Below are 12846 nucleotides of genomic sequence, written 5' to 3' on the forward strand. Positions count from 1 at the left end.
GTAGCGTGACGACGGTCGATTCCGTCACAAGAGCAAGGCCGTGGGGGAGTGCGTGCACAGAATGTTGACATGCACAAACTTTACGGGTGTGAACTTTACGGGTGTTAACTTGCCAGTCGATCTGTGCTGGTGTCAACATTGCTGAGGTGGACATCACCGGAAATGGGGCACCACGATCAGGGCGCACGGGCTCTTACCACCATGGAGACCTCCGCAACGCGCTGGTGAGCGCTTCCGCCGAACTGGCCGAAGCCGGTGGCCCCTCGGCCGTAACCGTTCGCGCGGCGGCCCGCACAGTCGGAGTCACGGCAACCGCCGCCTACCGACACTTCGCCAACCACGACGAACTCTTGGCCGCAGTGCGAGAACGTGCGCAACAAAGCTTGTTCGACGCGCTCAGTGGGGCGATGGCAGCTGTTCCGATTCAGGACGAACCCGTGGCCATGGCGATCGCCCGGCTGTACACCGCCGGGCGCGGCTACATCGAGTTCGCCGAACGTGAGCGGGGGTTGTTCCGCACGGCCTTTTGCCACAATGACGTCGGCCTGGACGAGAAGCACGAGGACCCGATCTTCGATCTGATCTCGGTGGCGCTCGACGGGCTCGTCGCGGTGGGTTTCATGGATCAACGACAACGCGCGGATGCCGAATTCGCGGCGTGGTCGGCTGTGCACGGACTGGCATCGCTGATCGTCGACGGCCCGCTGGCGGCCGCGGACAACGATGAACGTGAGCGTGCGATCCACGGGACCATCGCCACGGTGCTACGCGGATTCGCTACCGGCCCCGATGCCGAGCCATACCGCTCGAGCGATCCCCATGTGAATGGTGAACCGCTCCACGATCTCACTCGATGAGAGAGTTACTTCTTCTTGTCGAGACAGTAGATATTCCGATCGCGGACCATATCCTGCACGAGTCGACCCCGCGGAAGAGAACCTACGATCACCGGATCGCTTCAGAATGACCGGGTCTCGATAAACACACCGGCCGCATCGCCATCGGATCCGGAAATCCAGACAACCAACGCCGCCGGTACGGTGGGATTACATCCGCCGATCACGGCCGGTGTCATCCAGGACCAGGCCGATCGAGCCCTGCTGACCAGGAAGAGCCACTTTACGGCCGGCCTCGACCAGATCAGTTACCTTACGCCGGAACTCCGGTGGATACACACGCCGTCCCATACCACTCCTCCTCATCGTCAGAGTGGCACAAGAATACAACATCCCGGCTCCGAAAAACCCGGGACAGAACATTTCGACGAGTTCTGCGAGTTCATGCCCGGCCGCCACTTCGACTCCGCGACTTCGGATTTCGGCATAACGATCTCGGCGCCCTTGCCCGTGACCACAACCTGATGCTAGGACTCTATCGCATCGAGCCTGGTCACAGCCAGATCAGCTGCGCGGCTGGTTCCTCTGTCAGTGGCAGTGGATCGGTCGGAACCACAACAGGATTCACTCCTGAAGATATTATGTCACGCCGATGCGCAGACCGGCGGCGACCAGACGAACCGACCGGTTGTCTCTGGGGAAAACCCGCCAAAGTTCTTGTCTCACAGCTAGACTCGCTCGTATACGACCTCATTGTGACGACAGGTCGAGCCTGAGGATCGAGAGCAAAGAAAGGGAATCTCGAAGAAACGAATCGGAATCCGAGGAGTCTGAAATGGTTGTAAAGCAAGATAAAGCGATAACACTGGATGAAGGCGATATCGGAAGGAGTTCGACATCTATCTCATACGGAATTACGAGCTGTCTTACGGTTACTTACCAGCTTTCTGATGGCTCGCTACTGGGAGCACACTTCAGCTTGCATCCTCGCGATAATCACTGGGGCCTTAATTCGACAAATGTAATGGCTCAACTCGAGGAAGATCTGGAAGAATATAATACGCCGGTCGTATCCCGCCCGATCCCGAAATTCGAGACGAATCTGACCGGACAAGAGGCGGAGGAGGAGGCGAAAAAGGTCCTACGTGACCGATTCGAAGTGGTTTCCGGGATCTTGGTCTACGTAGAAGCATTCTGGAATATCAAGTATCTCACCGAAAAGCCGATTACAAACGAAAATGGTGTGAGCAACTACTCGCAAAAATTGAAGATGAGCTCAGAAGAGGTGCTCGGGAAAGAATTTGCAAAAATCGCCGGCATCCCTTCGGCCTGCGTTGCGGTGGACGTAGTCAAAGAAGGTGCGCACTTCACTGTCAGTCCACAGAAAAGAGGCGGAAAATTTCCGAAAACTTCCGCCAAGCTCGGTCCATGCATTCCTGAGGTTATCTACCATTAGCGATCGCGTCCGGGCGCTTGCGCGGATTCAGTGCCCCGATCAGCGGGGAGATGAATCCAGTGCGGTGGGGATGCGGAGCGGTGGCGTTCCCTGTTGCCCGCTCCGGCCGGCACTGGCAAGCTCGCCACGACACGCTGTTCGAGATACGTAAGGGTGCAGTCACTTGGGGGTATCGATGAAGGAGGTTATTCAGCGGGGTGTGCGCGGTCTTCGGCCGCGCACACAGCAAAAGTGTTCTGGCACAAAGTTTTTCCTGGTATTTCGCTGTCGGTCGGCGTCTACCGATCGGTCGGCCGCGTGCGAGTCGTCAGTTTCGGAAGGTGCGCGCGAGGAGCATCGTGGCTGGGCCGAATTCTGCCCGGCGATAGAAGGGCACTGATCGGTCAGTGGGAGACAGCACAATTCGGATGCATTCGCGGCTCCTCGCGTATGCGATCAAGGCGTTGAGCAGTGCGGCACCGATCCCTTGACAGCGGTGCTCGACGAGCACGAAGGCGTTGCCGAGATAGCCCCATCGTGAGGCAGGTTGGCCGGGCCGTGGCATACGCTCGAAGATGGTGAGGTTCACCATGCCGACCGTGTTGCTGTCGATCTCGGCTAGAAATATGGTCCGGTGTTCCGATTCGGCTGCGTACCACTGGGCGAATTGTTCGTCGAATCCGTTGTCCTCCAGTGATCGGCCCGCTTGCTCTTCCGACCACCGGCGGCGCAACTGCGCCAGCGCTTGGATGTCACGGTCCTCGGCCTGTCGTATGACGACATCGGGGGTGTGGGTCATCGGCATGTCCTTATCGATATCGGTAATCATCTTGCGGTCCGGTGCGCTTTCGGCTCCGACGCTGACCAGCAGAGCTGCCCGGTAACGGAAGGAAACCTCCATTGCCGGGCAGCGTGTCCGGTACGGGACGGTGTGGCACACCGATACGGAGTGCGACGCCGCTCTGGCTGTTACAGATATGGCCGGGTGATCATCTCGATGAAATGTCCGGCCGGATCCAGGAAGTAGACGCCTCGGCCGCCGTGGCCTGTGTTGATCCTTCCTGGTTGCTGGAAGTGCGGATCGGCCCAGTGTTCGATATCGCGGTGGCGCAGGCGCGCATACGCCCGGTCGAACAACTCGTCGTCGACGAGGAACGCATAGTGCTGTGGCTGGATCTCGACCGGTGGTTGCGCGAACTGGAGCAGCACCCCGTCCGCGCAGAGGAGGTTGGTGAACACACCCCACGACGGGGCGTCGGTCAGTTCGAGGATATCGCGGAAGAAGGCGGCGGACTCGTCGCTGTCCTGTGCGGCGATGATCGTATGGTTGAAACGCGTGGTCATGAATTCTCCTGTCGTGATTGATCTTTCGGGCTCGTGATCGATCACGGCGGAGGCGGCGCCCGCGCAGTCGGATACGGCGTCCGCGATAGTTGTTGGAGCGAGCCCGCACCGGCTCGGCAGGTACTCAGACGAGCACCGGGTCACCCATCTGTGTGTGGCGTCGCGCCATCCCGGTTGTCATCACCGTCGAGAGTAGTCGATGGATGCGGCGGGATGTGAGTGAATTACATACTTGTTGACTCATTTCCAGTGCATTCGACCGCGAAGCTGCCTAGGCTCACCTGGGCTTGTAGTCCGACTATGTGGAGCTTTCCCGATGACGATGTCCCCGTCCTCAGCGCACAGCCGATCCGGCCGTGCGTCGCACGGTTCGCCGATCGACACCGACGGTCCGAGAATTCCGCTGTACACAACGGAATTCGCGGCAGATCCGCATGGTGCTTATCGCGAGATGCGTCGACGCTACGGTTCGTTGGTGCCGGTAGAGCTGGCGCCCGGGGTGTCGGCGACCTTGGTGATCGGGTACTACGCCGCAGTGCGCATCTTCAACGATCCGGACCATTTTCCGGCCGATCCACGCACCTGGCAGCAGGATGTTCCCACCGATTGCCCGATACTGCCGATGATGCAGTGGCGACCGAATGCGCGGCGCAGCGACGGCGCCGCGCACGCCCGCTACCGGCAGGCGAATGTGGCGGGTCTGAACGGGGTCGATCACTACAGTTTGCACGAGACCGTGGCGCGCGTCGCGATGCCGCTGATCAACTCGTTCTCTGCGGACGGGTCGGCGGATCTGATCCGCCAGTACGCGTTCCCGCTTTCGTTCGAAGTGTTGAATGCCATACTCGGTTGTCCGGCAGAGCTGGCGCAGCGCGCCGCGACCGGGATGGCCGCGATCTTCGAGGGCGTCGACGCCGACCGCGGGAACGCGATGTTGATGGAGTCGCTGACCGAGCTCATCGAGCTCAAGCGCGCCGAACCCGGCGACGATGTGGCGACCCGGCTGTTGCGACATCCTGTCGAGTTGAGCGAGACGGAGCTGGTGCATCAGCTGGCCACGCTGTACGGGGCCGGCATTGAACCGCAGCAGAATTTGATCGTCAATACCTTATTGCTGATCCTCAGCGACGAACGGTTCGGTGGCAGTGTGCTCGGTGGCAGCCTGTCGACCCGGGATGCCCTCGACGAGGTGTTGTTCAATGATCCGCCGGTTTCGAACCTCTGTATCAGATTCCCCAAGCAGCCGATCCTGATCGACGATGTCTGGCTGCCCGCGCACCAGCCGGTCGTGATCAGCATGGCCGCCTGCAGCACCGATCCAGCGATCAGCACGGAGCAATACCTGGGCAACCGCGCTCATCTGTCCTTCGGTGGCGGGCCGCATATGTGCCCGGCCAATTCGTTGTCCTATCTGATCGCTCAGGATGCGATCGACCAATTGCTCGATGCCTTGCCCGAGATACGCCTTGCCGTACCGACGAGCGAGCTGACCTGGCGACCCGGTCCGTTTCATCGCGCATTGACCGCCTTACCCGTCGTCTTCCCTGAGTCGACGGTTCCCCTGGTGTGATGCGATGAGATAGGGGAGCCGGAAGGTAGTGTGTGTTACCGGATAAATCACACTTCTGCAACACGAACTTGTAAGTTCGGTAAGGCGAATATTATCGTCTCGGGGTATGAAGGTTCGGCTCCCCCGTTTACGTTCCCGGCTCGCGCGCCGGGCAGTTGTGTCGGTCGCGGTGAGTGCCGCGGCCATCGCCCTCACCGCCTGTGGCGGGAGCGCGGATGATGATAACGATCGGCCGGTAGTGCTCACCACGTTCACCGTGCTGGCCGATATCGCGCGCAATGTGGCGGGTGAGCACCTGACCGTCGAGTCGATCACCAAGGTCGGCGCCGAGATCCACGGTTACGAGCCGACACCTGGCGATATCAAGAAGGCGGTGCGGGCCGATCTGATCTTGGACAACGGCTTGAACCTGGAAGCATGGTTCGCCCAGTTCGTCTCCGATGTGCGCGTGCCGCATGTCGTCGTCAGCGATGGCATCACGCCGATCGGGATCAGCGAGGACGCCTACCAGGGGATGCCGAATCCGCACGCGTGGATGTCACCACAGAACGCGCAGATCTACGTCGACAATATGGTGCGCGCCTTCAGCGATCTCGCACCGGAGCACGCGGATGCTTTCCAGACCAACGGCGACGAGTACAAGGCCGAATTACGCGCGGTACAGGACGAACTCGTCAGCACGCTGAACACGCTGCCATCGAATGAGCGTGCCCTGGTGACCTGTGAAGGCGCATTCTCCTATCTGGCCAGAGATGCCGGACTCACCGAGAAGTACATCTGGGCGGTCAATGCCGAACAGCAGGCTACGCCGCAGCAGATCGCCTCGGCTATCGATTTCGTCCGGGAGCAACGGGTGCCCGCCGTATTCTGCGAGTCCACCGTGTCGGACGCGCCGATGCAGCGGGTGGTCGAGGCTACCGACGCCGTGTTCGGGGGTGTGCTGTACGTCGATTCGCTCTCGGAGGCCGACGGCCCTGTACCGACCTATCTGGAGTTGATCCGCCACGATGCGCAGACGATCGGCTCCGCATTGACCGGAGGACGCTCATGAGCACACCCGCGATCGAGGTGCGCGATGTCACCGTCCGTTATGGCGAGGTATCCGCACTCGACGGAGTCGACCTCACCCTTGACCCGGGCCGGGTCTGCGGTCTGATCGGGATGAACGGATCCGGTAAGTCGACGTTGTTCAAGACCATCATGGGGCTGGTGCGGCCCGACCGAGGGACGGTCCGAGTCGGCGGCACGGCACCGGTAGCGGCCCGGAGGGCCGGTGTACTCGGTTATGTGCCGCAGAGCGAGGATGTCGACTGGAGCTTCCCGCTTTCGGTATACGACGTGGTGATGACCGGCCGGTACGGCCATCTCGGGTTCACCCGCAGGCCGCGCAGGGCCGACCGTGAGGCCGTCGCGCACGCGCTGGAGCGCGTGGAGCTGACCGATCTCGCCGACCGGCAGATAGGTCAGTTGTCCGGTGGGCAGAAGAAGCGTGCCTTCGTGGCGCGTGGTCTGGCGCAGGGGGCGACCATCCTGCTGCTCGACGAGCCGTTCGCGGGGGTGGACAAACGCTCGGAGGCCACGATCACCAGGCTGCTGCGTGAGCTTGCCGCCGCAGGCGCCACCATCCTGGTCTCGACGCATGATCTGCACGCGCTACCCGGCCTCGCCGACGAGGCAGTGCTGCTGATGCGGACGGTGCTCGCCAAGGGCGATCCGGAGACGGTACTGCAGCCGGAGAACCTCGCCATGGCGTTCGGCTTGGATGTGATGAACCGGGTGTGAACCCGGTCGAATACGAGATAGACGGACGAATGAGCCTGACAGAGATATTCCTTGACCCCCTTCGATACGAGTTCATGGTGCGCGCACTGGCGACCACTGTGACAGCGGCGCTGGTATGCGCGGTGCTGTCCTGTTGGCTGGTGCTCATCGGCTGGTCGCTGATGGGAGACGCGGTCTCCCACGCGGTACTGCCCGGTGTGGTGCTGGCCTACATCATCGGGCTGCCGTTCGCGGTGGGTGCGATCGTGTTCGGCTTTCTCGCGGTCGCGTTGATCGGGGTGGTGCGGGATACCAGCCGGATCAAAGAGGACGCTGCCATCGGCATCGTGTTCACGACACTGTTCGCGTTCGGCCTGGTGCTGGTCTCCGTGACACCGAGCCAGACCGACCTCAACCACATCGTGTTCGGCAACCTGCTCGGCGTCGGCCGCGCGGAACTGGTGCAGATCATGATTCTCGCGGCGATCACCCTCGCCGCGCTGATCCTCAAACGGCGTGATTTCACGCTGTACGCCTTCGATCCCACGCACGCGCACGCCATCGGTCTCAACCCCCGGCTGCTCGGCACAGCCCTGCTCGGTCTGCTGGCCCTGACCGCTGTGGTCGCCCTCCAAGCGGTCGGCGTCGTCCTCGTCGTGGCCATGTTGATCATCCCTGGCGCAACCGCGTATCTGCTCACCGATCGGTTCGGCCGGATGTTGATCATCGCCCCCACCGTTTCGGTGGCCTGTGCCGTTACCGGCCTATATCTGAGCTACCACCTCGATACGGCACCGGGCGGCATGGTTGTGGTGGTGCAGGGCATAGCCTTCGCCGCCGCGTATTTGTTCGCCCCGCAACAGGGCGTTATCGGGCGGCGCATCGCCATGGCGCGCAGACAACGGAAAGCGGTTCCGGTGCGTACCGGCTCGTGACATGAACTGTCACGAGCCGGTACTCGGTGGACGGCTACCGCTACTGCAATGCGAAGTTCAGCAGTGCCTGCATGTCGCCCTGCTTGATTTTGCCTTGTCGGTTGAGCACTTCCAGTTGCCACTGATTGCCGTTGCGGAACGCGCGAGCGACGGCATTGGCGTTGTCGGCGCCGAGTAGTGAAGGCCAGATGTCGGCGACTTGCTGATTGCTTCCGCCGGTGGCGTCGTAGATCTTGATGGAGACGTTGTTCGCCTTCTCGAAGGAGCTGCCCTTCTTGAAGGCTGCGGCGACGAAGATGATGGCGTCGATGGAGGGCGGGACATTGGCGAAGACGACACGAACAGTTTCATCGTCACCGGTGGCGGCACCGGTCTGTTCATCGCCGCTGTGCGCGACCGAGCCGTTGCCCATCGGATCCAGCGAATCCAGGCCCGCGAAGCGCACCGGATCATTTCCCTGCATGAGGATGGCGATCAGGTCGAGATCCACACCGCGTTTGCGACGTGCCCAACCGAGTGCGCCACCGCTCGTACCGGAGGAAGGGTCCCAGCTCACTCCCACCTGCAGCTCGGTGATACCAGCGAGGTCTGCTGCGCCGTCTTCTTTCCTGAGCGTAATCACGACCTCAGCATACTGATGGTCGCGGATCGCTCTGCCGGACAATGCGAAAGGTGCCGCCTCGGCGAACCGGGCCGGTGTTCCCATCGCCGCGGCGTATTTCGGGTCGGCGGGAATCGAGGCTCAGTTCGGCGGATGCACTTTCGCCCAGTGGTCGGCGATATCGATTCGGCGGGCAAGCCAGACCTTGTCATGTAACCGGACATAGTCGAGGAAGCGGTGCAGTGCTGCGATGCGGGCGGGTCGGCCGGAGATGCGACAGTGCAAACCCACCGAGAGCATTTTCGGGGCGCCGGCCACCCCCTCGGCGTAGAGCACGTCGAAGGCGTCCTTCAGATAGGTGAAGAACTCCTCGCCGTTGGCGAAACCCGCGGGGGAGGAGAACCGCATATCGTTGGCTTCCAGGGTGTACGGCACTACCAAGTGGTCTTGATCACCTACCTTCACCCAGTACGGTAGGTCGTCGGCGAACGAGTCGGAGTCGTAGGTGAAGCCACCGTGTTCGACCACCAGTTCGCGGGTCTGCGGCGAGCATCGTCCGGTGAACCAGCCGCGTGGCGGCTCGCCGAACAGTTTCGTGATGATCTGTACCGCCTCGTCGACATGCTGTCGTTCGGTCTGTGGGTCCATTGTCTGGTAGTCGATCCAGCGCAGCGCATGGCAGGCGATCTCACAGCCGAGCCGCTTGAATTCCGCCACCACCAAGGGATTACGCTCCAAGGCACGGGAGACTCCGAAGATCGTCAGCGGGATATCGCGGCTCTCGAACGCTCGTAGCACCCGCCATACCCCGACCCGCGATCCGTACTCGAACATCGATTCCATACCCATGCTCCGGTCGGGAAAAGCTTCCGCCGGAACGAGATCCGAGAGATGTGTCTCCGACATCTGGTCTCCGTCGAGCACACAGTTCTCAGCGCCCTCCTCGTAATTGAGTACGAATTGCACTGCGATATTCGCATCACCGGGCCATCGTGGATGCGGAGGATTCGGCCCGTAACCGACCATGTTCCGCGGATAGGTGAGATCGAAGGCACTCATGCCACATCACTCCTTGTCGGCGCGTAGCTGAGCGCGGGCAGCGGCGGCGGAAGATCCCGGACCGCCGCCGCACGCGAGTCCATCCTCAGAATAGATACCCGGACTCGTCTCGACTACCCCGAGCGGAGAGGGGCGCCTGACACCGGTTCGACATACGTCGTCGGCCGGAAAAGGTGATCGGATCTGGCCACACCCTGGTTGCCGACCAGGAGGTGGAAGAGGAATGGATCAATACGCCCCGTCACCCATGGCGACCGGGCGCACGGTTTTCGCGATGATCCAGAGGTCGAGCAGCATGGACCAGTTCTCCACATAGGAGATATCGAGGTCGACCGACTCCTCCGGCGACAAGTCGGAACGGCCGCTGACCTGCCATAAACCGGTGATGCCAGGGCGGATGAGCAGATGGCGGCACCCAGCAGGTGTACGGTGTGGTGCCGGATCTGTCCTACTTGGGGTAAGGCGATGGCCAACGGGTTCCCGCTCGCCGCCCTTCGCGAGCAGACTCGACCCTACGATCCCGGAATTATCCGGATCTACGTCGAATCGTTCAGCGCGGAGGTGTTCCGTGCCCGGATGGCAGAAGTAGTGGCAGGAGTCCTCGATTCGGCATAAGGAGGCCGATCCGACGGGCTCGACTCCGGGTTTTCACATTGCCGCAGCGGATGGCGATGACTTTCGTTCGTGTGCATCGTCCCTATATGTGGACCTGTAAGCCACTCTGCCAGGAGAACCTATGAGCCGAACCCAGTCCGGTGTCATCGCGAGGACTCTCGAGGTCCCTGACGCCAACCTCTATTACGAATTGCGCGGTGCGGGACCGTTGATCGTACTCGTTGGTGCGCCGATGGACGCCGAATCATTCGCACCGGCTGCGGATCTACTCGCCACCGACCACACGGTGCTCACCACTGACCCGCGCGGACACCGGAACAGCACGCTGGACAACCCGCACCAGGACTCCACCCCAGAACTGCGCGCCGATGACCTCGCTCGGCTGATCACTCGCGTCGATAGCGGCCCCGCCGTGGTCTTCGGCTCCAGTGGCGGCGCGGTGACCGCTCTGGCGCTGGCGCAGTCCCATCCCGATACGGTTTCGACCGTCATTGCGCACGAGCCGCCGATCAACGCGCTGATCGCTGACCGCGATACCCACCGCGCCGCGACCGAGGATCTTGTCGCGACCTATGCCGCGGGCGATGTGCTCGGTGCGTGGCGAAAATTTTTCACTACCGCGAATATTCCGATGCCAGAGCCGGTGCTCGTGCAGATGTTCGGACCAGATCGTGAACCACAGCAGCTGGCCGACGAACGTTACTGGTTCGCCCACGAGATCCGCGGCACCACCACATGGGAACCGGATATCGTCGCCTTGCGCGATATACCCGCCCGGCTCGTCATCGGCATCGGCGCCGACTCTGCCGGGCAATTCTGCGATCGCACTTCCCGCGCACTCGCCGCTGCTATCGAGGTGACTCCCACTCGGTTCCCTGGTGGTCACACCGGATTCCTCGACGATCCGGCCACGTTTGTCATCCGGCTGCGGGAAATCCTTGACATCCCCTGATTCCGCTGGCCGACAATGAGGTGATCGCACCAAGTCGGCTGATCGATCAGGCTGTGCTCGAAGTGCGCCAGGTAGCCTGTGGCGCACTCGGCTCCACCACTTTGCGCCCGGCCCGCTCGAGCAGCGCACGCTTCGCAGCACCGATCGCCGCGCTGCCCGCATATGTGCAGGAGTTCCTCCGGCGGTGGAGATCGCGGTTCGACGCGATGACCGATACCTCGAACTCGATCGGGAGCAGGCGAAGGCATAGACGCTGGGACGGGTATCGCAGAGTTCCCTCTGGGAAATCCAGGACAGCCGACCTTTGGTGCCGGAACATGTGGAAGCGGCGCGACAGTTGTTGAGCGGCAAGCAGAAGTCGAGACGGTTCACTGTCGTGGCATTGGCAGGCGGAGGATTTGCCTGGCAGACTTCATCGGGTGGGATTCAGTGACCAAGATTCGTAGCGTGCGGGCTCTGTCGTTCACGGCGGAGATAACGCATCGTATGGAGGAAGTCAACGCATGACACATACTCGGGGGAAGTTCCGGTCCTTGCTTCGGCCCCGCACCGTATTTCTCCTGGCGGTATCGGCAGTGGTGGCGGTCGCTGTGGTAGCGGGCGGCTCGATCGGGTGGATCCGCTTGCAGGCCGCCGACGGCGAATATTCCGCTGCCACCGTTCCGGCGGCCGAGGTCGCGATCATTCCGGGTGCTGAGGTCTACGCCAGCGGTGAACCGTCGCCTTATCTGGCTGCCCGGCTCGATATCGGTCGCCGCTTACTCGAATCCGGCAAGGTGAAAGCCCTTTTGCTCACCGGCGACAACGGCAGATCCACCTACGACGAACCCACCGCCATGCGCCGCTATCTGCTGAGCAAAGGGGTGCCCGCGGCCAAGATCGCTTTGGACTACGCCGGTTTCAGCACCTACGAGTCCTGCGTGCGAGCCTACCGGATCTTCGGTGTCCGCCAAGCCATCGTGGTCACCCAGGATTTCAGCATGCCCCGCGTCATCGCGCTGTGCCGGAGCGCGGGGATCGAGACCACCGGTGTCAGCGATTCCAGTCAGCCGCACAACTTCATCTACCGCAAATGCTGGCTGCGTGATCAACTCGCCGCTACCAAGGCCGTTTTCGAGATGATCACCCGCCCGGATCCGACACACCTCGGCGACGAAGAATCCAGCGTCCGTGATGCGATCAACGCGCCGACCGAACCTCCGGTGCAGTAGATAGCCGGACAGAACAGTTCTCGTACGCCGAGCCGCCACCGTCGTCATCGCCCGGAGAACAGGCGATGACGAGATAACGGGGGGCGAAGGCCCGTATCGACAGGCGTTCAGGCGCGGTCCGGTAGCAGTTCGGCGACCAGTTCTTCGATAAGCCCGCGGATCTCGTCACGGATCGGTCGTACCGCGTCCACACCGAGGCCGGCGGGGTCGTCGAGTTTCCAGTCCCGGTAGTCCACACCGGGGAAATACGGGCAGGTATCGCCGCAGCCCATGGTGATCACGACATCGGAGGTCTGCACGGTGTCGGGAGTGAGGATCTTCGGGGTCTGGGCAGTGATGTCGATATCGACCTCGGCCATGGCCTCGACCGCGGCGGAGTTGATCTGCGCAGCGGGTGCGGTCCCGGCGGAGCGGACTTCGATGGCGTTGCCTGCGAGGTGGGTCAGGAAGCCTTGGGCCATCTGGGAGCGTCCGGCGTTGTGGACGCATACGAACAGAACACTGGGCGTTGATGCCATGACAGGCAA

General features: G+C 61.9%; 15 protein-coding genes and 1 pseudogene. 9 read left to right on the top strand and 7 right to left on the bottom strand.

Annotation, left to right across the window (positions count from 1 at the left end):
* Positions 1 to 224: 224 nt before the first annotated feature.
* Positions 225 to 857 carry a TetR/AcrR family transcriptional regulator gene (locus ACL02S_RS01395; RefSeq protein WP_412800394.1) on the top strand — a complete coding sequence of 211 codons (633 nt, stop codon included), beginning with the start codon at positions 225 to 227 and terminating at the stop codon, positions 855 to 857.
* 189 nt (positions 858 to 1046) lie between these two features.
* On the opposite strand, the gene ACL02S_RS01400 is transcribed toward ACL02S_RS01395, so the two are convergent.
* Positions 1047 to 1187, bottom strand: a complete 141-nt coding sequence (locus ACL02S_RS01400) for a hypothetical protein (protein ID WP_412800395.1) — start codon at positions 1185 to 1187, stop codon at positions 1047 to 1049.
* A 484-nt stretch (positions 1188 to 1671) separates the two neighbouring features.
* Here ACL02S_RS01400 and ACL02S_RS01405 point away from each other — a divergent pair, with 484 nt between their 5' ends.
* A complete protein-coding gene (locus tag ACL02S_RS01405; protein ID WP_412800396.1) occupies positions 1672 to 2292 on the top strand; it encodes a hypothetical protein in 621 nt (206 codons plus the stop codon).
* Positions 2293 to 2599: 307 nt separating this feature from the next.
* Here the strand turns inward: ACL02S_RS01405 and ACL02S_RS01410 are convergent, their stop codons facing one another.
* Together ACL02S_RS01410 and ACL02S_RS01415 are read right to left on the bottom strand one after the other, a co-directional pair.
* Positions 2600 to 3172 carry a GNAT family N-acetyltransferase gene (locus tag ACL02S_RS01410; RefSeq protein WP_412800397.1) on the bottom strand — a complete coding sequence of 191 codons (573 nt, stop codon included), beginning with the start codon at positions 3170 to 3172 and terminating at the stop codon, positions 2600 to 2602.
* A 68-nt stretch (positions 3173 to 3240) separates the two neighbouring features.
* Entirely contained in the window at positions 3241 to 3615 is a 375-nt protein-coding gene (locus ACL02S_RS01415; protein WP_412800398.1) for a VOC family protein, read from the bottom strand.
* 316 nt (positions 3616 to 3931) lie between these two features.
* Here ACL02S_RS01415 and ACL02S_RS01420 point away from each other — a divergent pair, with 316 nt between their 5' ends.
* The 4 genes from ACL02S_RS01420 to ACL02S_RS01435 all read left to right on the top strand — a co-directional run bounded on the left by ACL02S_RS01420 (position 3932) and on the right by ACL02S_RS01435 (position 7881).
* A complete protein-coding gene (locus ACL02S_RS01420) occupies positions 3932 to 5185 on the top strand; it encodes a cytochrome P450 family protein (protein ID WP_412800399.1) in 1254 nt (417 codons plus the stop codon).
* A 106-nt stretch (positions 5186 to 5291) separates the two neighbouring features.
* A complete protein-coding gene (locus ACL02S_RS01425) occupies positions 5292 to 6236 on the top strand; it encodes a metal ABC transporter substrate-binding protein (RefSeq protein ID WP_412800400.1) in 945 nt (314 codons plus the stop codon).
* On the top strand, positions 6233 to 6967 hold the full coding sequence (locus ACL02S_RS01430) for a metal ABC transporter ATP-binding protein (RefSeq protein ID WP_412800401.1): 735 nt from the start codon (positions 6233 to 6235) through the stop codon (positions 6965 to 6967). The genes ACL02S_RS01425 and ACL02S_RS01430 overlap by 4 nt, the downstream gene beginning before the upstream one ends.
* A gap of 29 nt (positions 6968 to 6996) precedes the next feature.
* Positions 6997 to 7881, top strand: a complete 885-nt coding sequence (locus ACL02S_RS01435) for a metal ABC transporter permease (RefSeq protein WP_412800402.1) — start codon at positions 6997 to 6999, stop codon at positions 7879 to 7881.
* 40 nt (positions 7882 to 7921) lie between these two features.
* Here the strand turns inward: ACL02S_RS01435 and ACL02S_RS01440 are convergent, their stop codons facing one another.
* From ACL02S_RS01440 to ACL02S_RS01450, 3 genes and pseudogenes are all read right to left on the bottom strand, one after another.
* Positions 7922 to 8503: a TerD family protein gene (locus ACL02S_RS01440; RefSeq protein WP_412800403.1), complete on the bottom strand. Its 582-nt coding sequence runs from the start codon at positions 8501 to 8503 to the stop codon at positions 7922 to 7924.
* A gap of 120 nt (positions 8504 to 8623) precedes the next feature.
* The gene (gene puuE / locus ACL02S_RS01445; protein WP_412800404.1) at positions 8624 to 9541 is read right to left on the bottom strand and encodes an allantoinase PuuE; all 918 of its coding nucleotides are present in this window, start codon (positions 9539 to 9541) and stop codon (positions 8624 to 8626) included.
* Positions 9542 to 9769: 228 nt separating this feature from the next.
* A pseudogene (locus tag ACL02S_RS01450) lies at positions 9770 to 9952 on the bottom strand (sugar transferase); the annotation flags it as partial.
* On the opposite strand from ACL02S_RS01450, the gene ACL02S_RS01455 reads away from it, so the two are divergent.
* The 3 genes from ACL02S_RS01455 to ACL02S_RS01465 all read left to right on the top strand — a co-directional run bounded on the left by ACL02S_RS01455 (position 9947) and on the right by ACL02S_RS01465 (position 12319).
* On the top strand, positions 9947 to 10156 hold the full coding sequence (locus ACL02S_RS01455; RefSeq protein ID WP_412800405.1) for a hypothetical protein: 210 nt from the start codon (positions 9947 to 9949) through the stop codon (positions 10154 to 10156). The pseudogene ACL02S_RS01450 and the gene ACL02S_RS01455 overlap by 6 nt on opposite strands.
* Before the next feature lie 121 nt (positions 10157 to 10277).
* Positions 10278 to 11108 carry an alpha/beta fold hydrolase gene (locus ACL02S_RS01460; RefSeq protein WP_412800406.1) on the top strand — a complete coding sequence of 277 codons (831 nt, stop codon included), beginning with the start codon at positions 10278 to 10280 and terminating at the stop codon, positions 11106 to 11108.
* A gap of 503 nt (positions 11109 to 11611) precedes the next feature.
* Complete coding sequence (locus tag ACL02S_RS01465) at positions 11612 to 12319, top strand: SanA/YdcF family protein (protein ID WP_412800407.1); 708 nt, start codon at positions 11612 to 11614, stop codon at positions 12317 to 12319.
* A 107-nt stretch (positions 12320 to 12426) separates the two neighbouring features.
* Here ACL02S_RS01465 and ACL02S_RS01470 read toward each other — a convergent pair whose 3' ends face one another.
* Entirely contained in the window at positions 12427 to 12837 is a 411-nt protein-coding gene (locus ACL02S_RS01470; protein ID WP_412800408.1) for an arsenate reductase ArsC, read from the bottom strand.
* Between the last annotated feature and the right edge of the window lie 9 nt (positions 12838 to 12846).

This window comes from Nocardia spongicola, assembly GCF_047200775.1.
Taxonomy (GTDB): domain Bacteria; phylum Actinomycetota; class Actinomycetes; order Mycobacteriales; family Mycobacteriaceae; genus Nocardia.